General features: G+C 39.0%; 18 protein-coding genes. 14 read left to right on the top strand and 4 right to left on the bottom strand.

Features of this window, described 5'->3' with window-relative positions:
* Positions 1 to 675: 675 nt before the first annotated feature.
* From VCHSUH04_RS01215 to VCHSUH04_RS01205, 3 genes are all read right to left on the bottom strand, one after another.
* Complete coding sequence (locus tag VCHSUH04_RS01215) at positions 676 to 1,863, bottom strand: multidrug effflux MFS transporter (RefSeq protein ID WP_105084990.1); 1,188 nt, start codon at positions 1,861 to 1,863, stop codon at positions 676 to 678.
* A 317-nt stretch (positions 1,864 to 2,180) separates the two neighbouring features.
* Positions 2,181 to 3,818 (bottom strand): L-lactate permease, encoded by a 1,638-nt coding sequence (locus VCHSUH04_RS01210; RefSeq protein ID WP_105084989.1) that lies wholly within the window; start codon positions 3,816 to 3,818, stop codon positions 2,181 to 2,183.
* 297 nt (positions 3,819 to 4,115) lie between these two features.
* Positions 4,116 to 5,255 (bottom strand): Ldh family oxidoreductase, encoded by a 1,140-nt coding sequence (locus tag VCHSUH04_RS01205; RefSeq protein ID WP_105084988.1) that lies wholly within the window; start codon positions 5,253 to 5,255, stop codon positions 4,116 to 4,118.
* 580 nt (positions 5,256 to 5,835) lie between these two features.
* Here VCHSUH04_RS01205 and VCHSUH04_RS01200 point away from each other — a divergent pair.
* From VCHSUH04_RS01200 to cysK, 14 genes are all read left to right on the top strand, one after another.
* The gene (locus tag VCHSUH04_RS01200) at positions 5,836 to 7,842 is read left to right on the top strand and encodes a molybdopterin-dependent oxidoreductase (RefSeq protein WP_105084987.1); all 2,007 of its coding nucleotides are present in this window, start codon (positions 5,836 to 5,838) and stop codon (positions 7,840 to 7,842) included.
* Positions 7,843 to 8,042: 200 nt separating this feature from the next.
* On the top strand, positions 8,043 to 9,374 hold the full coding sequence (gene brnQ / locus VCHSUH04_RS01195) for a branched-chain amino acid transport system II carrier protein (protein ID WP_105084986.1): 1,332 nt from the start codon (positions 8,043 to 8,045) through the stop codon (positions 9,372 to 9,374).
* A gap of 140 nt (positions 9,375 to 9,514) precedes the next feature.
* Positions 9,515 to 10,588: an iron-containing alcohol dehydrogenase family protein gene (locus VCHSUH04_RS01190; protein WP_105084985.1), complete on the top strand. Its 1,074-nt coding sequence runs from the start codon at positions 9,515 to 9,517 to the stop codon at positions 10,586 to 10,588.
* A 44-nt stretch (positions 10,589 to 10,632) separates the two neighbouring features.
* Positions 10,633 to 10,869, top strand: a complete 237-nt coding sequence (locus tag VCHSUH04_RS01185) for a DUF1653 domain-containing protein (RefSeq protein WP_105084984.1) — start codon at positions 10,633 to 10,635, stop codon at positions 10,867 to 10,869.
* 8 nt (positions 10,870 to 10,877) lie between these two features.
* Positions 10,878 to 11,654, top strand: coding sequence for an HAD family hydrolase (locus VCHSUH04_RS01180; protein WP_105084983.1), 777 nt, complete (start codon positions 10,878 to 10,880; stop codon positions 11,652 to 11,654).
* A gap of 233 nt (positions 11,655 to 11,887) precedes the next feature.
* The gene (locus VCHSUH04_RS01175) at positions 11,888 to 12,529 is read left to right on the top strand and encodes a peptidylprolyl isomerase (RefSeq protein ID WP_105084982.1); all 642 of its coding nucleotides are present in this window, start codon (positions 11,888 to 11,890) and stop codon (positions 12,527 to 12,529) included.
* Positions 12,519 to 12,800 carry a GIY-YIG nuclease family protein gene (locus VCHSUH04_RS01170; protein ID WP_105084981.1) on the top strand — a complete coding sequence of 94 codons (282 nt, stop codon included), beginning with the start codon at positions 12,519 to 12,521 and terminating at the stop codon, positions 12,798 to 12,800. Before VCHSUH04_RS01175 ends, VCHSUH04_RS01170 begins: the two co-directional genes overlap by 11 nt.
* Before the next feature lie 52 nt (positions 12,801 to 12,852).
* Positions 12,853 to 13,311 (top strand): DUF1934 domain-containing protein, encoded by a 459-nt coding sequence (locus tag VCHSUH04_RS01165; protein ID WP_105084980.1) that lies wholly within the window; start codon positions 12,853 to 12,855, stop codon positions 13,309 to 13,311.
* Complete coding sequence (argS, locus tag VCHSUH04_RS01160) at positions 13,277 to 15,010, top strand: arginine--tRNA ligase (RefSeq protein WP_105084979.1); 1,734 nt, start codon at positions 13,277 to 13,279, stop codon at positions 15,008 to 15,010. The genes VCHSUH04_RS01165 and argS overlap by 35 nt, the downstream gene beginning before the upstream one ends.
* Positions 15,011 to 15,025: 15 nt before the next feature.
* Positions 15,026 to 16,636 (top strand): CTP synthase, encoded by a 1,611-nt coding sequence (locus tag VCHSUH04_RS01155; protein ID WP_105084978.1) that lies wholly within the window; start codon positions 15,026 to 15,028, stop codon positions 16,634 to 16,636.
* Positions 16,637 to 16,645: 9 nt separating this feature from the next.
* Positions 16,646 to 16,861, top strand: coding sequence for a hypothetical protein (locus VCHSUH04_RS01150; protein WP_004698120.1), 216 nt, complete (start codon positions 16,646 to 16,648; stop codon positions 16,859 to 16,861).
* Between the two features lie 186 nt (positions 16,862 to 17,047).
* A complete protein-coding gene (gene ahpC, locus VCHSUH04_RS01145) occupies positions 17,048 to 17,611 on the top strand; it encodes an alkyl hydroperoxide reductase subunit C (protein WP_004698190.1) in 564 nt (187 codons plus the stop codon).
* 459 nt (positions 17,612 to 18,070) lie between these two features.
* Positions 18,071 to 18,520 (top strand): Rrf2 family transcriptional regulator, encoded by a 450-nt coding sequence (locus tag VCHSUH04_RS01140; protein WP_004698292.1) that lies wholly within the window; start codon positions 18,071 to 18,073, stop codon positions 18,518 to 18,520.
* A gap of 15 nt (positions 18,521 to 18,535) precedes the next feature.
* Positions 18,536 to 19,471: a cysteine synthase A gene (gene cysK / locus VCHSUH04_RS01135; RefSeq protein WP_105084977.1), complete on the top strand. Its 936-nt coding sequence runs from the start codon at positions 18,536 to 18,538 to the stop codon at positions 19,469 to 19,471.
* 187 nt (positions 19,472 to 19,658) lie between these two features.
* Here the strand turns inward: cysK and VCHSUH04_RS10230 are convergent, their stop codons facing one another.
* Complete coding sequence (locus VCHSUH04_RS10230; protein WP_199176408.1) at positions 19,659 to 23,123, bottom strand: subtype B tannase; 3,465 nt, start codon at positions 23,121 to 23,123, stop codon at positions 19,659 to 19,661.
* Positions 23,124 to 23,614 lie beyond the last annotated feature (491 nt).

Here is a 23,614-nt window from a genome sequence, read left to right as displayed (position 1 = left end):
TTTATAATGGGGCCCGAATACAACTGCATATTATTAGTATAGAAAAAATACAGCCCTCTCTTGGCTCAGTACGTCACTACGTTCCGTAAAATCGCTGCAGAGAGGGCTGTGTTCTTTTCTACAATCAGTTGAGCCTGCGCTTTCCATTATTGTGCTTAAGTATATTAATGTAGATAGAAAAGAATAGTGCCAAGTTAAATTTATGTATAATATATGTGTCTAGGTACTTATATTGATGTTCTTATGTCGTAATGGGATACCTTTACAAAAATGTTAATAAAAATAGCACCACCTTTTTCGCAGCAATTTTACGGAACGAAGTGACGTACTGAGCAAGAAGAAGGTGGTGCTATTTTTATACTAAATTTATTCTATTGTAACGGGGCCCCATTACGACTTAGTTTTACTCCCTACAATCAGTTGGACAGGTGCTTTCCTTTATTGTGCTTAGTGTATTTGTAAAAAAGAATTAATATATTTTAATTATAGGCTGATAGTCCTACAATGGGACATCTTCATAGCAAAAATTAATAAAAATAGCGGTACCTTTTTCGAAGCGATTTTACGGAACGAAGTGACGTACTGAGCAAGAAGAAGGTACCGCTGTTTTTATACAAAATTTATTCTATTGTAACGGGGCCCCATTGTAGGACTTACACAAATGTTTAAAAGAGATTATTCTTTTCCTACTAAACCATACAAGCACAATAAGGAAAGCGTTGCACATACTAGCATTGTAATCCCCATGGGTATGCCCGTATGATCGCCGCCAATACCAACGAGTGGAGATACAATGCCTGCCGCAAACATGTTTGCAAAGCCTAGTATAGCAGAGGCGCTGCCTGCCATTTTTCCATAGTTTGTCATCGCCATAGAGAAGGAGGCGGAGCCGAATAGAGATACTGTACATACAGTAAAGAATAAAATTGTTGTTACAGGAATGAGAGGCCATTCGAAAATCATGGCTACTAAGAATAGTAAAGAGCCAATCGTAAGTTGCCATAGACTGAATGTAAGTAGTTGACGAGATGTTATAACATTGCTTACACGTCCGCTAATGGCACTGGCTAAGATAACGCCGCAGCTATTAATACCAAAAAGGTAACTAAATTCCTGGGCGGAAAGTTGAAAAATATTTTGGTATACAAAGGATGAACCTGAAATATACGCAAAGAAAGCGCCGAAAGCAAAGAATTGAATTAAAGATTGTCCTAGGAAACGTTTATCTTTGATCAGTGTAAGGTAGTTCTTTACAGCCGTAGTTAGACCGCCAGTAACGCGGTTTTCCTTTGGTAAGCTTTCACGGAAAAGAAGCGAACCTATCAATAGAATAGCAGAGAATACAGCTAAGATTATGAAGATAATGCGCCAAGTGGTGAAGAGAAGTAGTTGGCCACCTACTAAAGGGGCGAGTACAGGGGCTAACCCATTAACCATCATAAGTAAGGCAAATAGTTTGGTCAGTTCTTGGCCCGATGCAAAGTCTCGGGCGATAGCTTTAGAAATTACAACGCCTACAGAACCTGTTAAACCTTGTAAGAAGCGGCCTAGTAAAAGTATTTCAATACTAGGTGCATAGGCACATATAATACTAGAGATAACACATAGTAAATTACCTATAATAAGTGGTAACTTACGACCCATTGTATCACTAATAGGACCACCAAATAATTGGCCTAATGCAACGCCAAAGGTCATAACACCAATGGTCATTTGAATATTTGATGCTGTTGTATTTAATTCTCCAGGCATAATCGGTAATGCAGGTAAATACAGATCTGTTGCGAGCGGTGTAATAGCTGTTAACATGCCAAGGAATACTACCAAGATAAAGGAAACCTTAGCAGAATTTTCTTGAGTCATAAAATCCTCCTATCTTAAAATGGGAAAAATAAAAGCCTGCGAATCGCACTTCGCAGACTGCATTTAATTTTATCTATTTGATACGATGTATTGTAACATGATTACAAAATAAATTCTATAAATTTTTGTTATTCAAATTTATGATTTGATATCTTGTTTTTCATCGATTACAATAAGTTAATTAATTGCATCTAAAAATATTAATTCAATAGATATTACTAAAATTATTAAGTTATATTATTGGTAGTAATTTGATATGTGGCAACAAAAAAGAACAGCTCGTGAAGAGCTGTTCTTTTTTGTATTGTTACCAGTTCTTAGAAGAAGAAGTGGTGAATTTCATGGATGAAATGTTGACCGAAGAAGGAGATGCAACCATGCATTACGATGAAGATCAAGAAGTATTTGAATGCGCTGTTCATGATAACGCTTGCTTCGATTTCATGTTCTAAGTTGTGAGCTTCTTCCGCGTTAATTTCTTTGTGGTTTTCTAGGTATGCTTTCAAAGCAGGACCTACGGCACCAATAGAAATTGCGATGGATTGTGGGGACAACATTTTGCCGATACCAGCTGCACCGGAGTTAACTGCTGCCAACCAGAAGCCAAGGTCTTCGAAGTTTGTAGGATCTAAACCTTGAGCTGCAGCGATTTGAAGTGGGCCAAACAATACGTTGGAGTTTGTACCGGAACCTGTTAAGAAGGCACCCAACGCACCTACGATAGGAGCGAATAGAGGGTACAAGGAACCTGTACCAGCAACCATTGCTTTTGCAATGTCTGCAGTCATACCAGAGTAAGTCATCAATTTAGCTGTCATAACAACTGTGATGATTGTAAGGTATGTGAACTTCAAGTTTTTAACTGTACTACCCAATGTACCGAAGATTTCACCAGCTTTTGCTTTTTGGATAAAACCACCAACGATACCAGCGATGAAGATCATGATACCAGGAGTTGCAATCCATACGAATGTATAAGGTTTAGCACCTTGACCTGTATAGATTGGTACAGAAGTTTTAATAGATGCCAAAGGACCGTTGATTGCAGGGAATAATTTAGAAGTTAATAACAATAATACGAAGATCAAGATGAATGGCATTGCAGCTACAAGGCCTTCACCACTGGAAACTTTAGGAACTTCACCAGTTTGCTTAACTGCGTATTCAGGATCATTAGGAGGCATGATTTTCGCACAGATAATGATAACTGCCATGATAACGATGGATGCAGAGATTACGGATAATTCTGGACCCATTACTGCATTGATTACAGTTTCAGGAATAGCTAATGCTAAACCGGAAAGTAATGTTACAAGGAATACGCCTTTTAACGCTTTTACACCGCCACCAATAATCATAACAACGAAGAATGGTGCGATAAGGTTAAGTAAGAATAATTGTACAGAAATGAATGTACCTAAGTGACTTGGATCAAGGCTTGTTAAGGATGCCAATGTAGTAGTTGGAATACCGATGGAGCCGAATGTTGTAGGTACGGAGTTCGCAACGAGACATGCGATGATAGATTTTAGTGGGTCAAAACCTACGGCAACCATCATAGCAGCTGGAATTGCAACAGCAGTACCAAAGCCAGCCATACCTTCCATGAAAGCGCCAAAGCCCCATGCAAGTAGTAATGCAAGTACACGAGTATCAGATGTTACAGAAGAAAGCATTGTTTTAATAGTTTCCATTGCTTTCGTATGTACTACCAAGTTATAAACGAAGATAGCAGCTGTAATAACTAGTAGGATTGGCCAAAGTGCCAATGCGGCGCCTTCGAGGGCGCCTGTCGCCATATGGAGTGGATTAGCTTGGAATGCTGTAATGGCGATGATGAAAGAACCAATTGCGGCAACAGTGGTTGCTTTCCATGCCGGTAATTTCAAGATGGATAATGCTACGATTAACCAAATGATAGGCGCTAACGCTAATAAAACGGTGATAGCACTCATTTCTAAAATCATCCTTTCAAGAAAAATAAAAATATATGCTTAACAGGACGATGTAGCTTAATCAATTTAATTGATGAGTAAATAACTATTGTATTAAGTTGTAAAAGTTCAGTTAAAATAAAAGATTACAATAAAATAACAGATATACTTATCATAAAAAATGATATATTCCTTAAAAATTTTTAACCTCATACATTATGAGGTTGAAAATATAAGAGAGGGGACATAAACAGTGTTTATGTCCCCTTCTTTACTGACTACATGTCCGTGTTAGGGCCTTTTGTAAGCTCTTAGGTATTAGTAGTTACCTTTGAACATTGTAGCAGGAGCTTCTGGTACATAATCGCCGAAGTAGGATTTGAAGTCTAGACCCAATTCGTTGCAAAGATCTTGAACTTCTAGCATTGTACCGTTAAGTACAGGGATGCCTTCAGCTTTAACTTTTTCAACGGATTCATGTTCTTTTTCACCATGAGTGTAGATGCGGTCTTGACCAGCAGCTTTAGGAGCTTCACGTAATTCTTGTAAGAATTGGGAGAAGTGTTTTTTGATTTCAGCTGGGTCACCGAAGAATTCAGGGTTGATAGCCATGAAGCCGTGGCAGATATTGGATTTACCGCCAACCATACATTTGTTGGAAGTACCACCTTGGGACAAGATGGAGGAGAATAATTCAGCAATCATGCCGTTACCATAACCTTTGTGGCCGCCAAGAACTTCTGTAGCACCACCTAAAGGAAGGATACCGCCGCCTTCATGACGGGAGATGTTGCCCAATACTTCAGCTGCATCAGTGGAAGGAACGCCATCTTTATTAACAGCCCAACCATCTGGAGTAGCTTTGCCCATTTTGTTGTACATTTCAAGTTTACCACGAGTTACTACTGTAGTGGAGCAATCGAAGAAGAAGTCAACAGGATCAGCAGGTACAGTCCAAGCGATAGGGTTAGAACCAAGCATAGCTTTACGAGCATATACAGGAACCATGATTGCTTCGGAGTTTGTACAAGAGAAACCGATTAAGCCTTGGTCGGATGCCATTTTAGCATAGTAACCAGCGATACCATAGTGATTGGAGTTACGTACGGATACGATACCAACACCGGATTTTTTAGCTTTTTCGATAGCCATTTCCATAGCCATGTGGCCTAAGATTTGGCCCATGCCATCATGACCGTCGATAACTGCGGAAATTGGAGTTTCTTTTACGATTTCAGGTTTTGCGTCGATTTTGATCAAGCCATTAGTGATACCTTTGTGGTAACGAACCATACGTTGCATACCATGGCTTTGAATACCGAACAAGTCGGAAGTCAAAAGTACGTCTTGAATGATGTCAGCTTCTTTTTCGGAGAAACCGAATTTTTGGAAAGCGTCCATGCTTAATTTTTTCAATGTTTCATAAGGGAATAACACAGTGTTTTTTGCGTCTGCCATCGTTAAAACCTCTTTTCAGAAAATATGTACCTGATATAGTAACGTCACTCTAAAATATCATGAAATTTAAATGATATTTGGTGAGCTCTATATCCTCTCAAATGACAATGTCAGTATAGCACAGAAAGAAGTGAGATTGAATAGTCTTACAGTCTGAAACACATTACTAAATACGCATACGTACCGGTGATGTTTGTCACATATTCCGAGGTCGATTACCGAAACATCCGATTATACCTAAAACTATATGGTTATGACTTTTAGTTATGATTGCATGATTTTTTTATAGATTTTCAGTATTTTTATAGAGCTTATTAGTATATCTGTTTAAGCTTTGAGCAAGAATGAGAACAGATAAACATCGATAAAACTTGAAATGTTCAATAACATATATAAAAATTTTTGATGTGTATAGCAACGTATTGTGATAACTGAATGTATTGATATGCATGATATGCAATGATTTTAATCTCTGTGAATATAGAAAATGTGTTAAAGGTTACACTTATACAGATGATGCTGTAATATAATATAAATATACATCCTATAGTTTATATAATTTATAAGCGAGGTGCTTATTTTGAAAGAATACAAATCAGTATGTCCTTATGATTGCCCAGATGCATGTGGTCTAATCGTATCGGTAGAGAACAATAGAGTAGTATCTGTTCGTGGTAATAGAGATCATGCTTTTACAAGAGGTACATTATGCCCTAAAATGGCGCATTACGAACAAGTGGTTCATTCTCCATTGCGTTTGCAGTACCCAATGAAACGGATTGGTAAAAAAGGAATCGGTGAAGACCAATATATACGTATCAGTTGGGATGAGGCATTAGATACCATTGTTAATAATTTTAAAGAAACTATTAGTACTTATGGCAGTGAAAGTATTTTGCGCTACTCCTATGCAGGTACCATGGGGGTCATCCAAAGCCCAGCAGCAGATTATTTCTTCCGCCGTATTGGTGCGACGGATCAAGACCGTGGTATTTGCTCCCCTGCAAAACAGGCAGGATTCCGCTCTGTTTATGGTGATACACTAGCCATTAAACCGCAAGAGGCACAACATAGTGATTTAATTGTTTTATGGGGCATTAATGCCACTGCTACCGATGTTCATATCTTACATGATGTAAATATAGCAAAAAAGAATGGCGCTCGAGTTTGGATTATTGATACTCATAAAACCTATACTTTTAATCAAGCTCATGAACATATTTATGTAAAACCTGGTAGTGATGGCGCCTTAGCGTTAGGTATGCTTCATATTATTCATCGAGACGGTTTAGCAGATATAGATTTTATTAAGAAACATGTACAAGGTTATGATGAACTCATAAACGATGTGTTGATTGATTTTACACCGGAAAAAGCAGCTGAACTTTGTGGCGTTTCCGTAGAGCGTATAATTGAGTTTGCCCATGCCTATGCTAAAGCTAAGGCTCCATTTATACGTCTTGGCAGTGGGTTATCACGCTATGGGAATGGTGCTATGAACTGTCGTGCTATTAATGCATTACCTGCTGTAGTTGGAGCTTGGCAACATTTAGGCGGTGGCTTATTATCGAGTGCTAGTGGTAGTAAGTTTGTGGGCAAAGAAGTGATGCAACAGGCTCATGTGGATGCACCAGCAAAACGATTGATGCCTATGATTAAACTAGGTGAAATGCTTACAAAACCATCAGGTACAGCTGTGCACAGTCTCTATGTATTCTCTAGTAATCCGGCTATAACAGCACCTGATCAAAATGTGGTGCGAAAAGGCTTGATGAGAGATGATTTATTTACGGTTGTTCACGAACGCTTCTTTACCGACACATGTAAATATGCCGATATTGTATTGCCTGCCACAACATCAGTAGAACATGACGATATATATAACTCCTATGGGCACTATACAATTGGAACGGGTTATAAATTAATCGATCCTATTGGCGAATCCCGCTCTAACTGGCAAGTGATTTCCGAATTAGCTAAACGTATGGGACTTACAGATGAATTCTTTACGCATAGTGAACGAGAGTTGATAGATCAAATTGTAAGTACGTCGCACCGTATTTCTAAGGGTGATCAAAATTTAATTCTTCAAGGTGAACCTGTAGAGATGACGTTGCCTGAAAATTATAAATTAGATTTTAAAACTCCGTCTGGAAAGATTGAGTTATATAATCCACATGATGTGGAGCCCCTAATTCGTTATTTACCGCCTTATGGTGATGATGCACCATTCTGGCTTATTATCGGCAATGATATTCGCATTTTAGATTCTAGCTTCTGTGAGTTAGAGTTTGATGATTCTGAATTGATGAAACTACGCATCAATCCTGAAGATGCAAAAGTATATAATATTAATGATGGCGACGAAGTAGAAATCTATAATCAACGTGGTAGTGTAAGAATTAAAGGTTACTACGATGAAGATGTGCAACGAGGTACGTTGGTAACCCTTGGCGTATGGTGGCAATCACAATCTAGTGATCCTAATGTAGGTATTAATGTACTTACAGCAGACAGACCTACTGATCAAGGTTGGGGTAGTACATTTTATGATGTACAAGTTCATTTAAAAAAGATTGATGTATAATGCAATACTATAAAAATGAAAATAATGATGGACATATATGGTTTTTATTATTAACTTATTATTAAATTTAATTCCCTTTACTTATAGGAATGGTGCTATGCAAATGTATCATAATAAGGATATTTTTATTGCATACATGTCCTTGTTAGGATTATAATAGTAATATTATTTCTATATATAACCTAAAGGGGGTTACATTTATGAATGGTAATGAGAAATTATCTGCCCGTGCCTATTGGGCTATAGGCATGATGTTATTTGCCCTATTCTTTGGGGCAGGGAACTTAATCTTCCCAGCGGCCTTAGGTCAACATTCTGGTGATAACGTTGGTTGGGCTTTGTTCGGCTTTGTATTAACCGGTGTAGGCCTTCCACTATTAGGTGTTGTAGCTATGGGCTACTCGTCTTGTAAAGATGTTGAAGAGTTAGCGAGTCGTGTTCATCCAATTTATGGCTTAATATACACTATCGCACTTTACTTGAGTATTGGGCCTATGTTTGCCACACCGCGTACTGGTACAGTAGCTTATGAAATTGCGATTAAGCCATTTGCTGAAGGCTTGCATATGAATATGGAACCTATATTCCTCGCCATATTCTTTGGTGTATCTTTATGGTTATCCATTAGCCCTCACAAGCTTGTAAATCGCATTGGTAACATTTTAACACCAGCCTTGTTGTTGGTTATCTTGTTACTTATTGTTAAATCCTTTATTACGCCAATTGGTGGTTATGCATTGCCACAACCAGCGTATGGAGATGCACCTACTGCTGTGTTACAAGGATTCTTAGATGGCTATAATACAATGGATGCGTTAGCTTCTGTAGTATTTGCTATTCTTGTTATCGACTTTGTTCGACTTAGTGGCGCTACAAATCATGAAGTAATTACTAAAACCGTGATGGAAGTTGGTGCTATTGCCGTAGGTCTTCTCGGTATTGTGTATCTATTTATCGCTAACATTGGTGCTACTAGTGTTGAACGTTTTGGCCTGTTCGATACAGGGGCGCCTGTCCTTTCTACAAGTGCTAACTATTTATTTGGTGATTTTGGACAAATAATTCTGGCTATTATCGTTCTCTTGGCTTGTTTGTCTACAAGTATTGGTTTAATTACTTCTTGTGGTACATACTTCCATAAGTTGACACCGAAGATTAGCTACAAGTTATATGTAGTTATTTTCTCTGTTGCCGCATTTTGCCTTAGTATGTTTGGCCTAAAGACAATCATCAGTGCTGCCATTCCTGTGTTAATGTTGTTGTATCCGTTGACAATTGTAATTATTTTACTCGCATTAATTAACGATGTGTTTGGCGGTCGTCGTTGTATATATGCATGGACAATTGGTCTTACAATGATCTCTGCACTTATGACTGGTCTGGAAACAGCTGGTATTGCACCGGACTTTTTGGAAAATCTTTTTGTTGAGTATATTCCATTCCAAGGTGCTGGTATGGGTTGGGTAAGCTTTGCAATACTTGGTTTTATTGTAGGTCTTATTCATAAAGGTCTTGTTTCTAATAATAAATAATAAAACTAAAGGTTCTATGCTTTCATTTGGGTGAAAGTATAGAACCTTTTTGTGTTTTAGTGTTGTCATATAAAATTGATTTTGTAAGTAGAAGTTTCTATAATAAGGATATACATGATAGAGGAAGGAAGGAAAATTTTATGCGTAGTACTCATTGTTTACCTAGTTATAGTTTTGGCGGTCATGATGTATTCGATATTATTCCAAAATTTACAAAATTATATGGCAAGTCTGTAGCCATCATCGGTGGTGAAACAGCTCTTTCTAAAGCTTTGCCACACATCCGTCCAGTGCTTGATAAAGCAGGTATTGATGTGTTAGATATTATTCACTTTGGTGGAGAGTGTACTTTCGCTCGAGGTAAGGAAATTGCACAAATGGCTTCTGTAAAAGAGGCGGACTTTATATTTGCTGTTGGTGGTGGTAAGGCCATGGATACGGTAAAAGTAGTAGCTCTAGAGTTAGATGATAAACCATTCTTTACCATTCCAACCATTGCCTCTACTTGTGCTGCAACGTCAGAAGTAGCAGCTGTATACACTGCAGATCATAATTTTGATGATGTAGCCTTTGTAAATCATCCTCCTGTGCACTGTTTTATTGATGCTGATATTCTCGTAGAAGCACCAAGCCGTTACTTGTGGGCGGGAATGGGAGATACTATTGCAAAACACTATGAAACTCATCTTTCTGCTCGCAATCGTGAGCAAGACTATAATACTCAGCTAGGCCTTACTCTAGCTTCTATGTGTAGTGAACCAATTCTAGCACATGGTATACAAGCCTATAAAGACAATCAAGCTAATAAACGTAGTGATGCATTTGATACCATTGCCATGACTGTTATCTTTACTACCGGTATTGTATCAGGTTGTGTACCTATGGCATATAATAGTAACATGGCTCATGCCGTATGTTATGGCTGTGTTACAAATAAAGAAACAGAAGAAAATCATTTGCATGGTGAAATGGTAGCATATGGCTTACTTATTTTGTTAACCGTTGACCAACAAATGGATGAATTACAACGGTGGTTGCCAGTATATCGAGAATTAGGTTGGCCTACTAAACTTTCACAATTAGATCTTACTGCATCGCATATTCCTCAAATTGTTGAAAAGGCTACATCTGTTCATGATATTGATGTATCTCCATATAAAATTACAGCAGATATGTTGACTAAGGCTATTCAATACATGGAATCTCTTGATTAATATGGTCTGTAACTGTTTGTGTATGTTATGTAATGAGGTTATAAATGCGAAAAATTGTAAAGGGTGGCTTATATCGTCATTTTAAAGGTATGTACTATTATGTGTTAGATGTTGCAACTCATTCGGAAACAAATGAACAGTTCGTGGTATATCAAAAATTATATGACCAACGTGACTTATATGTACGACCACTAAATATGTTTTTGAGTGATGTGGACCAAGAAAAATATCCAGATGTAAAACAAAAAGAGCGCTTTAAGCTGATGAGTGGACGCGATTAGGAGGGCCTGTGGAACAGAAGTTTTTCTTTTTTGATATCGACAATACCCTGGCAGTATGGCCTGAAGGCAAGATTCCTGATAGTGCACAATATAGTTTGGATGAACTGAAGCGTCGTGGCCATCGGGTAGCGCTTGCTACAGGTCGTATCCAAGTAGATGCTAAGCGTTTTGCTGAGCAAGCAGGTCTTACAGATTTTGTGGCAGACGGAGGACATAGTGTTACTGTTAATAATGAACTAGTGTCCATGATTGGGATGGATCGTGATGCATGCATTAACTATTTGGAATATTTAGAGTCCCACAATATTCCTTGGGCTGTAACAGATCGGAATAAATTAGGCCGAATTACGCCGTATAAGGAAATCTTAGATTGGCATCCAAGATGGGATGTTTTTAAAACGACAGTAGATCCTAATTTTGACTTTCATAATGTAGAAGAGTTTTATAAGATTTATGTGTTCTTTAAAGAAGGGGAAGAAGAGGAAAAAGAAATTGAGCATATGACGCATAAGCTCATTCGTTATGGCGATGGCTGTGTTTTATATGAACCAATGGAAAAAGCTTTGGGGATTCGCAATATGCTTGATTATTTTGGTATGAAACCTAATCAAGCCGTAGTATTTGGTGATGGATATAATGATTTATCTATGTTTAGGCCAGAATGGCTTAATATTGCCATGGGGAATGCACGTGCTGAATTGAAAGAAAAAGCCGATTATATCACTACCGACTGTGATAAGGATGGCATTTATAATGCGTGTAAGCATTTCAAGTGGATTGATTAGTTTGGTTAAATTCATACCTATAACAGTACGAACCCAGAACAATTTGATGGTAAATAATAGCTAATATATAACTGAAAGTATAAGGTTATATAAATTGGTAAATTTAATAATTATTTAAACCAAATTTTCTCTAAAACATGATATACTAAAAAAGAGCCGCTCACGGGTTGAGCGGCTTTTCTATGTGAATTTTACATACATGTTAGTATATATGATACATTTTTGGGGGAACTATGAACTGGAAACGCTTGGCTTTATGCGCAATGTTAGGGATTACAATGCTTGGGACAGCAGCTTGTGGTACAAAAAGTGGGGAACAACCACAAGGGAATACTGTAAAAGCAGAAACGGTAGCTATGCCTAATTTCTCTAATGCACCAATTGCTGATGAATATGCTATTTTTGATACAAATTATGGTCAATTCAAAGTTCGATTGTTAGGCTCTAAAGCACCTATTACCGTAAAAAACTTTGATTACCTAGTGAAAAAAGGTTTCTATAATGGTGTTACATTCCACCGTGTTATCGAAGGCTTTATGATTCAAGGCGGAGATCCAGATGGCACAGGTGCTGGCGGTCCAGGCTATACAATTCCTGATGAATTCTCTAATGATTTACATTTTAACAAAATGGGCGTTCTCGCTATGGCAAATCGTGGCCCTAATACAGGGGGCTCTCAGTTCTTTATTACATTGGGACCTACAGATTGGTTAGATAACAAACACACTATCTTTGGTACTGTAGTACAAGGCATGGATGTAGTTGAAAAAATCGGCAAAGTGAAAACTGGTCGCAATGATAAGCCTGTAGAACCAGTAATCATTAATACCATTACATTGGAACCGATTACTGATGATGCGAAAAATGGCAAATAAGGAGGCTAAGCCTGAAGAACGACACTATGTGTATTTAGTGCGTTGTTCTGATGATTCCTTGTACTGTGGATGGACTACAGATCTTGAGCGTCGTATGGAGGCTCATAATGGCCATATCCCAGGTGGTGCTAAGTATACGAGGGGGCGCCGTCCTGTTGTATTAGTATATTCTGAAAGATTTTGCAATAAACAGGATGCTCAACGTAGGGAATATGCCATTAAACAGATGACAAAGACTAAGAAGTTGAGGCTCATTAAGGGTGCAAAATAGTCCTTAGTTATGGTATAATATGATGATTAATTACTACCATGGAGGTTACGAAATGAAGCGGGTTCTAGTGTCCGTAAAAAGTGTACAACGAGATATGGACGGCAAGGATACCGTAGTGGAACTGATTTCCCCGGGTACATCACATGAAAAGGGTAATACACAGTATGTGCGTTACGAAGAATCTAGTGTGACTGGCTTAGATGGGGTAAAGACGACCATTAAAATCCATGATGACTCTATTGTATTGCTCCGAACAGGGGCTGTTAATATGCGTCATCAATATGTCCGTGGTGAAGAGCGCGAGTCCGTGTATGAAACACCGTATGGTGATTTACACATGGCCGTGAACACTCATGAATTAACAGTAGACTTTCACGAAGGCGTAGGTCATGTTCATTTAGGATATGACATTTCCGTAGAAGGTGAATGGCAATTTTATAATCAGTTAGATATAGACGTGCGGGAGGATACAGAGCATGGAAATGAAGGAAATCCTGAAATCGGGGATTGAACAGGCATTACAAGATACGATTAACAGCGGTGGTTTACCAGCTGGGGAATATCCAGAAATCGTTCTCGAAGTGCCACCTCAAAAAGAATTCGGTGATTTTTCTACAAATATCGCTATGCAATCCGCTCGTATAGCTCGTCAAAACCCGCGTGCTATTGCAGAGGCTTTGATTAGCCATATGAATTTTGATTGGCTCGAACGCGCAGAGGTTGCTGGTGCAGGTTTCATCAACTTCTTCTTGAAATCTGATATGGTGTACGATACGTTGAAAGCCATTTTAAATGCTGGTGAACAGTATGGTGTTCAACCATTGCGTGCGCGCGATACGATTCAAGTAGAGTACGTAAGTGCGAATCCAACAGGTCCGTTGCATGTCGGTCATGGTCGTGGTGCTGCATATGGTAGTGCACTTGTAAACTTGTTGCGTGCAGCAGGTTACAATGTACAATCTGAGTATTACATCAATGATGCAGGTAACCAAATCGATAATATGGCTATCTCCATTGAGTACCGTTTCCAAGAGTTGCAAGGTGCTACATTAGTGTTCCCACCTAAGCGCAACGAAGACGGTTCCATGCCTGAATTCGATATTCCAGAAGGGGCTCTCGTATTCCCTGAAAATGGCTACCGTGGTCCTGATATTATCGAGACTGCAAAAGCTATTGCAGAACGCGAAGGCTTTGATAAATTAAATGCTATGAACGAAGCAGATCGTATTGCCTTGTTCAAAGAGGAAGGTCTTAAAGAAAAGCTAGCTCGCCTAGAGGAGACATTGAGAAACTTCCGTGTTACTTTCGATAATTGGTTCTCTGAACGTACTGTTCATGAAACTGAGGAAATTCATCACTCCGTAGAGGCGTTAAAGGCTCTTGGCAAAGTATACGAAAAAAACGGCGCTTTGTGGTTGAAATCTACTGACTACGGTGACGATAAAGACCGCGTAGTTATTCGTGATAATGGAGTTCCTACATATTTAGCGGCAGATATTGCATACCACCGCAATAAATATGATCGTGGCTTCAAAGAAATGATTGATATTTGGGGCGCTGACCATCATGGTTATGTATGCCGTGTAAAAGCTGCTATGGCTGCTTTTGGTTATGATCCAGATAAACTAACAGTACTGTTGTTACAAATGGTAGCATTGTTCCGCGATGGACAACTCGTTAAATTATCTAAACGTAGCGGCGATAGTGTTACATTAGATGAATTGATTGAAGAGGTTGGTGTAGATGCATCTCGTTACTTCTTCTTGATGCGTTCTCTAGATAGCCAACTTGATTTCGATATTAACTTGGCTAAATCTCGTAGCAATGATAACCCAGTGTATTATATCCAATATGCTCATGCTCGTATTCACAGCATTTACAACCAAGTGCGTGAAGCAGGCATTGCATTTGGTGATTATAGTGAAACTGATTTCACAACGCTTACAAGCGAAATGGAATTAGAATTGATTAAAAAATTAGCTGAATATCCAGAAGAGGTCGTTCAATCTGCCGAACATCGTGCACCACATCGTATTGCTCGTTACTTATTCGATTTGGCAAGCATGTTCCATTCCTTCTATCGTCAAGGTCGTATCATTGGCGTAGATCCAGCGTTGCAACAAGCTCGTCTAGGATTAATTACAGCGATTGCCCTTGTACTTCGTCAAGGCTTGGGTATTTTAGGTATTTCTGCTCCGGAAAAAATGTAATAGGTGGGAGGCATCATGGCAACTAAGTATATTTTCGTAACTGGCGGCGTTGTTTCTTCTCTTGGTAAAGGGATTACAGCAGCATCCTTGGGTCGCTTGCTTAAAAACCGCGGTTTCAATGTAACGATTCAAAAATTTGACCCATACATTAATATCGACCCTGGTACGATGAGCCCTTACCAACACGGTGAAGTATTCGTAACAGATGACGGTGCTGAAACTGACCTTGATTTGGGTCACTATGAACGCTTCATCGATATTAACCTTAGTAAACGTTCCAACATTACAGCAGGTAAAGTGTATTGGTCTGTAATCAATAAAGAACGTAAAGGTGATTACTTGGGTAGCACTGTACAAGTAATTCCACACATTACAAATGAAATCAAACAAAACGTATACCGTGTAGGTAAAGAGGATAACGCAGATGTAGTTATCACTGAAATCGGTGGTACTGTAGGTGATATTGAAAGCTTGCCATTCATGGAAGCTATCCGCCAAGTGAAAAAAGAAGTAGGCCGTAATGATGTACTTTACATTCACGTAACATTGGTGCCTTACATCAATGCAGCAGGCGAGTTGAAAACTAAACCTACACAACATAGCGTAAAAGAATTGCGCAGCATTGGTATTCAACCAGATATCTTGGTATGCCGTAGTGAAAAACACATTTCCGATGAAATGAAAGAAAAACTTGCTTTATTCTGTGACGTAGAACCAGAAGCAGTTATTGAAAATCAAACTTGTAGTTCCATCTATGAAGTACCGTTGATGATGCAAGATCAAGGCCTTGATGATATTGTTATTAAAAAATTAGGCCTTGAAGAACGCCCTTGCGATATGACTGAGTGGAAAGAAATGGTTCATAAAATCTTGAACCCAAGCAAAGATATTACCGTGGCTATCGTTGGTAAATATGTAGCATTACATGATGCGTATCTATCCGTAGTTGAAGCATTAGATCATGCTGGCATCGCTACAGGTACTAAAGTTAATCTTCGTTGGATTGACTCTGAAGAACTAGATGATACAGCTGTAGATCCTAAAGAAGTGTATGAAGGTGTTGATGGTATCATTGTACCAGGTGGTTTTGGTTCCCGTGGTGTAGAAGGTAAAATCCGCACAATTCAATACGCTCGTGAAAACAATATTCCATTCCTTGGCTTATGTCTTGGCATGCAATCTGCAGTAATGGAATTTGCTCGTAACGTATGTGGTATGGAAGGTGCCACTTCTAGCGAATTCGATGAAAATGCTAAATATAAAGTAATCGACTTGATGAGTGACCAAGTAGATGTAGATAAAAAAGGCGGTACAATGCGCCTAGGTATCTATCCATGCAAAGTAGAAGCAGGTACAAAAACTCATGAAGCCTATGGTGAAGACCTTATCTATGAACGCCATCGTCACCGTTATGAATTCAACAACGAATACCGTCAACAATTGACTGATGCTGGCCTTGTTATCTCTGGTACATCTCCAGATGGTCGCCTTGTGGAAAGTATTGAAGTGAAAAACCACCCATTCTTCATTGGTACACAAGCGCATCCAGAGCTTAAATCCCGTCCGAATAATGCACATCCATTATTCCGTGGCTTCGTAGATGCGATTTTAGAACTAAAAAAATAGATTAAATTGATGGGATCTATTTTATCTATTATAGGTTTATTTATATTAGCTGCACTCAAACTAGAGCAGTTTGTATATGGTAAATCAGGAAAAGAACAATCTACAACTGGTCATATAGCACGGAGAGGGCTTGCTAATATAGCGGGGTTAATCGCTTTTGATCATGCTACTGTGAACAGTAAGTCTGTTGTAGTACGTAAAAAGAAGAAAGATGCTCAGAAATGAGCATCTTTCTTCTTTTTTATTTACATCGAACAATATTGGAAAAATATATCGATAAATTTAAAAATAACACTTGCAATCTTGAATGATATTTGTTATTATATAGACAAAGATAGATATAGATTTGGTGATAAGTACACCGATAATAATATAACTGTTACATTAGAACTCAATTAAGGAGGACATAACATGTCTATTATTGGTAAACAACTTCCTGAATTTACTCTAGATGCTTTCAAAAAACCTGAATTAGTAAAAGTTAGTACTGCCGATGTGTTGGGCAAATGGTCCATCTTCGTATTCTATCCAGCAGACTTCACATTTGTTTGCCCTACAGAATTAGAAGACGTACAAAACTCTTATGCAGAATTGAAAGAACTAGGTTGCGAAGTTTACTCCGTATCTTGTGACTCTGAATTCGTTCACAAAGCATGGTCTGATGCTTCTCCAAGCATTAATAAAATCGAGTACTACATGTTGGCTGATAAAAAACATGAATTAGCTGATTTCTTCGACGTATTCCAAGAAGAGTCTGCTATGGCTTACCGTGGTACATTCGTAGTAGATCCAGAAGGTTTCGTTCGTACAGCTGAAATCCATGATATGGGTATTGGCCGTTCTGCTGAAGAATTGGTTCGTAAAGTACAAGCGGCTCAATTCGTAGCAAAACATGGTGATCAAGTGTGTCCTGCACGTTGGAAACCAGGTAAAGACACATTGAAACCAGGTCTTGACCTAGTAGGTAAAATCTAATTTAGAAGTAACCTAAACGCTAGAATAATCTAGACAACTCCTCAAATGACAAAACGGGCGCGCATCGTTTTCCTGACGATACGGTAAGTCCCAATACCAGATGAACCCTCTCCAATTCATCATGGTAAACCTCATATAACAAACTACAAACTATACGCAAAAGGACTGGCCTCCGGGCTGGTCCTTTTGTGTTATGTAAAATAGTTAATGTAGCGATAGGTGTGATTGCAAGTCTAATAATAGAATAAAATAAATCAATAATATAGGCTTAGGCCAATAAATATAAGGGTTTTAAATACCCCCTTGTAAAAGTAGGAAATAAGTTCTTGCATTTTTAGATTTAGTAGTCTATAATGAAATTAATTCCTAGTGATATACAAGGTTTTATAATGAAGTAGGATAAGTGCTTTATAACATGGGGTGTGTTAGCACTAACTTTTACAAAGAGAGGCAAGATATATGAGGATTTCCACAAAAGGTCGCTATGCATTGATGGTTCTCATCGATTTAGCAGAGCAAGGTCAAGATAAACCGGTTTCCTTGCGATCCGTTGCAGAACGACAAGGTATATCTGAGAAATACCTTGAGGGTATTGTGGCTCGTTTGGGTGCCGCTAACCTAGTGGATAGTATTCGTGGTAAATACGGAGGCTATCGCTTATCTAAAAGCCCTAAAGAGTACACTATTATTGAAATTTTGCTTGCCACGGAAGAATCCATGGCTATCATCTCCACTCTTGATGAAGGGGTGAGTACTGATACAGTAATCAATGAAAGAACTGTTGGTTTCTGGGCAGGATTACAAAACTATATTCATGATTATTTAGAAAACGTAACCCTTCAAGATGTAATTGACGGAACTTACGCTAAGCTTGATACAAAATATGACAATTGGGATGGTTCTATTTAATAAGGAGTGACTATTATGTCTAATATTGCAAAATCTTTCGTTGAATTAATTGGTAAAACACCTTTGTTAGCAGCTACACGTTTTGGTAAAAAATATGGCGCAGATGCAAATATTTTTGCTAAATTGGAATACTTCAATCCAGGTGGCTCTGTTAAAGATCGTATTGCTGCAGCAATTATCCAAGCAGCTGTTGAATCTGGTGAATTACAACCAGGTGGTACAATCGTAGAAGCTACATCTGGTAATACTGGTATTGGCTTATCTGCTGTTGGTGCTGCTCTTGGCTATAAAGTTGTAATCGTAATGCCAGAAACAATGTCCATCGAACGCCGTAAATTGATGCTTGGCTATGGTGCTCAACTCGTGTTGACTGATGGCTCTCTTGGCATGAAAGGTGCTATTGCAAAAGCTAAAGAAATCGTAACAGCTACAGCTGGTGCCATCGAAGCAGGTCAATTCGTAAATCAAGCAAACCCAGCAATTCACTATAAAACAACTGGTCCTGAAATCTGGCAAGATACAGATGGTACAGTAGATATCTACGTAGCTGGTGTTGGTACAGGTGGTACTTTGACTGGTGCAGGTCGTTATTTAAAAGAACAAAACCCTAGCGTAAAAGTTGTAGCTGTTGAACCAACTGATTCTCCAGTATTGTCTAACGGCAAACCAGGCCCTCATAAAATTCAAGGCTTAGGCGCTGGCTTCATTCCAGATACTTTGGATACTAATATTTACGATGAAGTAATCCAAGTAACTAACGATGATGCATTCGCTACATCTCAAGCATTTGGACATACAGAAGGTATCTTAGTTGGTATTTCCTCTGGTGCTGCTCTTTGGGCTGCTCAAGAATTGGCTAAACGTCCTGAAAATAAAGGTAAAAACATCGTAGTAATTCTTCCTGATACAGGCGAACGCTACTTGTCTACAGCTTTATTCCCTGAAGTATAATAAAATAATAAATGAAGGCACTACTAGTGCTTTCTTGATAAAAAGAAGCTCCTCATTGTGAGGGGCTTCTTTTTGTTTGCTGTACTATTTATATGGTGTACTATTTATATAAAAACCTTTAATCATGTATAAGAAAAAGGAGCCACTAAGTAGCTCCTTTTTTGTTATGGTATGTATTTAATTGTAATTATCTACCGTTTTTAACGATATTGTCCATCCAGTTGAATAATTCATCTAGATCGTAGTCTCCAGAATGGTCTACACCAAATGGTGTTGCCATATCAACATTGTACCCAAGGTTTTGAGCACGTGTACCTACGATCAATGGAATAGCTACGGATGTATTACTATCAGCTGTACCATAGCGGATACGATAGTAGCGTGCATTTGTCGCTGCTGGAGAACCGAGATAGTTCATTGGGTTCATCATAGTAACGATTTTAGCATTTTCTACGTATACATCTTGGTTAGATGTTGTATCGTGTAATGCAGCAGTAATGGTAAAGTGATTATTATCTGTAGTACTTGTACCGAACAGACTATTTTCGCCAGAGTCATTAGAACGGGAGTCAAATGCACCTGGTGCTTTAGAACGACTTACAAATTGATTGTAAGCTTCCCAGTTAATATCTTTTATAGCGCCTGTTTTATTATCTCGTACAAAGTATGTATGTTTAGATAAATCAGTACCTTTAGCTTGTGCTTTATTTGCTGCATCAATGATGAATGCTTTCACATAATTTTTGAAAGTACCATTGCCATTCTTATCTAGTTTCAATACACGTCCCATAGAGTCATGCAATTGTAAATTGTTTACGTATTCTGGGAAGTGTTCACTGAGTAAGTTAGAGTATGCTATATCATCAGCATTCATGTTTACACGTTGCATTGTACGTTGCGGTGGAGCTGTATTACCACCTACATTAGCTTGAGGTAATTCGCCTTGACCCATCGTTACTTTGTTGAAGGAGGTAATACCTTTATAGCTCCATTCATAAGCCATATCTGCCGCATCAAGGTTAGTGATAGGGCAGTACGCAGAAACTGCGTATACATTCGTTGCCGCTGTAGCTGCGCCTAATGCTTGTAAATATGGTTGGAAGTCAGAGCTGTTACCTGTAGCTCCTTGTAATAAGGATACAGCACCACCAGCACTTGTACCATTAGTGATGATACGGTTTGCATTACCTGGCATTGTGGAATCGTTAGCATGTAAGTATGCTGTGGCAGCTTGTAAGTCAACAATAACTGCAGGAGCTTTACCGATAAAGTTGCCATCGGATGCTTTATTTGTACGACCACGTGTAGCTGGGGAAGCTACTACATAGCCACGGGATAATGCGTAAAGAACACTGTTAGGTTTGCCATTTTCCACTTTCGGAGTCATAGCTTGGCTTGGCATATAACCACCTACCGCATTTGGCATAAAGATAGGGGCTGTTTGCGTATTGTAACCATTTACAGTGCCATTGTTGAAGTATTCTTCTGGTACATAAATGTTCATGTACTGTTGATCGATATCGATTGGATTAGCCACGTAAGGGATATATTCGAAGGCGCGATATTTGATTTCCTTATTATCTACTGTAGTAGACATGGATTCGTAATTTTTCACGTCGAAAGCAAGGCTAATCTTAGCAGATGTATCGGCTTGCAATGGTGGTTCTATTGGTTGAGAAAGAATATTTTTATCTTCCGTTACAGCAGACCCTTTTGTAGAAGCTTCATTACGAGCATCTACATAGGACTGAGGTAATTTGCTTTCTTGAGCTTGTTTAGACTCTGCTTCAGCTTTAGCTTTTGCTTCAGCTTCGGCTTTAGCTTTTGCCTCAGCCTCGGCTTGAGCTTTAGCAGCGGTCTCAGCTTCAGCTTTAGCTTTTGCCTCAGCTTCGGCTTGTGCTTTAGCCTTAGCATCTGCTTCGGCTTTAGCTTTTGCCTCAGCCTCAGCTTGAGCTTTAGCAGCAGCTTCCGCTTCTTCTTTTGCTAATTGCTCAGCAGCTAAACGTTCTTGTTCTTCTTTAATTGCAGCTTGTCTAGCCATTTCTGCTTGTTGTGCTGCAATGCGATCTTGTTCAGCTTTGAGTGCCGCTTCACGTTCAGCTTTAGCTTGTTCGGCAGCAACACGGTCTTGTTCAGCTTTGATTGCCGCTTGGCGTTGAGCCTCAGCTTGCTCTGCTGCGATACGCTCTTGTTCAGCTTTTATAGCCGCTTGACGTTCTGCCTCAGCTTTAGCAGCAGCTTCTGCACGTTGGCGAGCAGCTTGTTCAGCAGCGATACGTTGTTGTTCAGCTTGTAAAGCTGCTTGACGTTGAGCTTCAGCTTGCTCGGCAGCGATACGTTGTTGTTCAGCTTGTTGAGCTGCAATACGTTGTTGTTCGGCTTGCAAAGCCGCTTGACGTTGAGCTTCAGCTTGCTGTGCTGCGATACGTTGTTGTTCAGCTTGCAAAGACGCTTGACGTTGAGCTTCAGCTTGCTCTGCAGCAATACGTTGTTGCTCAGCTTTTAAGGCAGCTTGACGTTGAGCTTCAGCTTGCTCTGCTGCGATACGCTCTTGTTCAGCTTTTAAGGCCGCTTGACGTTGAGCCTCGGCTTGCTCAGCAGTAATACGTTGTTGTTCCGCTTGTATAGCTGCTTGGCGTTGAGCCTCGGCTTGTTGTTGTGCAATACGTTGTTGTTCAGCTTGCATAGCTGCTTGACGTTGAGCCTCGGCCTGTTGTTGTGCAATGCGGCGTTGTTCTTCTTGGATGCGAAGACGTTCTTGCTCTGCAGCTTGACGTTGTGCTTCAGCGATACGCTCTTGCTCGGCTCTTAGAGCTGCTTGACGTTGAGCTTCAGCTTGCTCAGTAGCTAAACGTTGTTGTTCAGCTTGCATAGCCGCTTGGCGTTGAACTTCAGCTTGTTGCTGTGCAATCCGTTGCTGTTCCGCTTGCATAGCCATTTGACGTTGTTGTTCTGCTAGAATTGCCGCTTGACGCTGAGCTTCAGCTTGTTTTTGGGCGACCATTTGCTGATCAACTTGGTTTGTACCTACTTGTTGTGCGGCTTCTTCTGCTGCTAATTGAGCTAATCTTTCACGTTCTGCACGTTGAATATCTCGAATAGTTAATTTTTGTTTTGCTACAACGGCTTTAGTTTGAGTTGTATTAGCAATAACTAAAGGTGTTGTAGATTCTTGTTGAACCATTACAGGAGTACGTTGTACCTGTGTCGTTTGTACTTGCTGTTTGCCATCAACTTGTTTTTGTACTGTAACAGGTTCAGTTTTACGTTGTACGTTCATCAAGCTATGCATGGCCAATGTTGGTTCCAAGACAGCATTAGTTTGTTTGTTAACAACATATTGTGGTTGTGAAACGGCCCGTTGTTGATCTGATAAAGCTTTTGCAATATCGTTTACAGGTACTGGACGTACACGCGGTATTAAAGGTGTTACCTTTGGAACTGATTGTGTAGTTACAGGGGTAGGCTGAGTTGCCATAGGTCGTACGACTGGAGTAGCAACATTATTATTGCCTTGAGCCGTTGATTCAGTGGTAGTGTTCGAACCTACCAAATCATTCATGTTGAGGGTAGGGGCTGCGTGGGCAACACCACCCAACGCTGCAGCTGCAAAAAATGCAGCGGTAACCTTACGTTTCCTAGATGATTTCATGAATTACTCTCCGAACTAGAATTGAAAAAATAATTTATAATTTTAAAATTTATTTATATTTATATAGTTTAACATAAATCGATATATTTGTACAATTTATAGAAGAATAGATGAATACTGGATGAGTACGAAGAAGATAAACTTAGAAAAATATAAATAAATTTAAAGTACATGGAATATTAAACTTTGGCTTTAATAATTAGAAGAGGCGTTTTCTTATGTATACATCTTTCCATTAAATATGATATGCTTTTGGTAATTTACCTGAGTTTTGATGATAAAGGGTATGAGCATGTTACTTTCTTAACGCCTACAGACTTTGATTTTGAAAGTTATCATGTTGCTAATCGAGTGTATAAAAAAGTATTTGGCCTATTTTATGATGATGTAATTTGATAATGTATGATGTTGCAATTCGTTACGTCTAAAAATCTATAAGTTGTAACAAAAATATCCTATATCATGTATGGCATAGGGTGTTTTGCATAAGA

This window comes from Veillonella sp. T14073-2 (assembly GCF_002959875.1).
Lineage (GTDB): Bacteria > Bacillota > Negativicutes > Veillonellales > Veillonellaceae > Veillonella > Veillonella infantium.
Note: the sequence above shows the minus strand (reverse complement) of the source record. Positions and strands in the feature narration are given on the sequence as shown.

Bases quoted from the DNA above. Each gene is read 5' to 3' on its own strand.
- VCHSUH04_RS01205 (WP_105084988.1), bottom strand. From the start codon at position 5,255: ATGGCAGACGCAAAAAACACTGTGTTATTCCCTTATGAAACATTGAAA.
- VCHSUH04_RS01210 (WP_105084989.1), bottom strand. From the start codon at position 3,818: ATGAGTGCTATCACCGTTTTATTAGCGTTAGCGCCTATCATTTGGTTA.
- VCHSUH04_RS01190 (WP_105084985.1), top strand. From the start codon at position 9,515: ATGCGTAGTACTCATTGTTTACCTAGTTATAGTTTTGGCGGTCATGAT.
- VCHSUH04_RS01170 (WP_105084981.1), top strand. From the start codon at position 12,519: ATGGCAAATAAGGAGGCTAAGCCTGAAGAACGACACTATGTGTATTTA.
- cysK (WP_105084977.1), top strand. From the start codon at position 18,536: ATGTCTAATATTGCAAAATCTTTCGTTGAATTAATTGGTAAAACACCT.
- brnQ (WP_105084986.1), top strand. From the start codon at position 8,043: ATGAATGGTAATGAGAAATTATCTGCCCGTGCCTATTGGGCTATAGGC.
- VCHSUH04_RS01140 (WP_004698292.1), top strand. From the start codon at position 18,071: ATGAGGATTTCCACAAAAGGTCGCTATGCATTGATGGTTCTCATCGAT.
- VCHSUH04_RS01150 (WP_004698120.1), top strand. From the start codon at position 16,646: ATGGGATCTATTTTATCTATTATAGGTTTATTTATATTAGCTGCACTC.
- VCHSUH04_RS10230 (WP_199176408.1), bottom strand. From the start codon at position 23,123: ATGAAATCATCTAGGAAACGTAAGGTTACCGCTGCATTTTTTGCAGCT.
- VCHSUH04_RS01185 (WP_105084984.1), top strand. From the start codon at position 10,633: ATGCGAAAAATTGTAAAGGGTGGCTTATATCGTCATTTTAAAGGTATG.
- VCHSUH04_RS01155 (WP_105084978.1), top strand. From the start codon at position 15,026: ATGGCAACTAAGTATATTTTCGTAACTGGCGGCGTTGTTTCTTCTCTT.
- VCHSUH04_RS01215 (WP_105084990.1), bottom strand. From the start codon at position 1,863: ATGACTCAAGAAAATTCTGCTAAGGTTTCCTTTATCTTGGTAGTATTC.
- ahpC (WP_004698190.1), top strand. From the start codon at position 17,048: ATGTCTATTATTGGTAAACAACTTCCTGAATTTACTCTAGATGCTTTC.
- VCHSUH04_RS01165 (WP_105084980.1), top strand. From the start codon at position 12,853: ATGAAGCGGGTTCTAGTGTCCGTAAAAAGTGTACAACGAGATATGGAC.
- VCHSUH04_RS01175 (WP_105084982.1), top strand. From the start codon at position 11,888: ATGAACTGGAAACGCTTGGCTTTATGCGCAATGTTAGGGATTACAATG.
- argS (WP_105084979.1), top strand. From the start codon at position 13,277: ATGGAAATGAAGGAAATCCTGAAATCGGGGATTGAACAGGCATTACAA.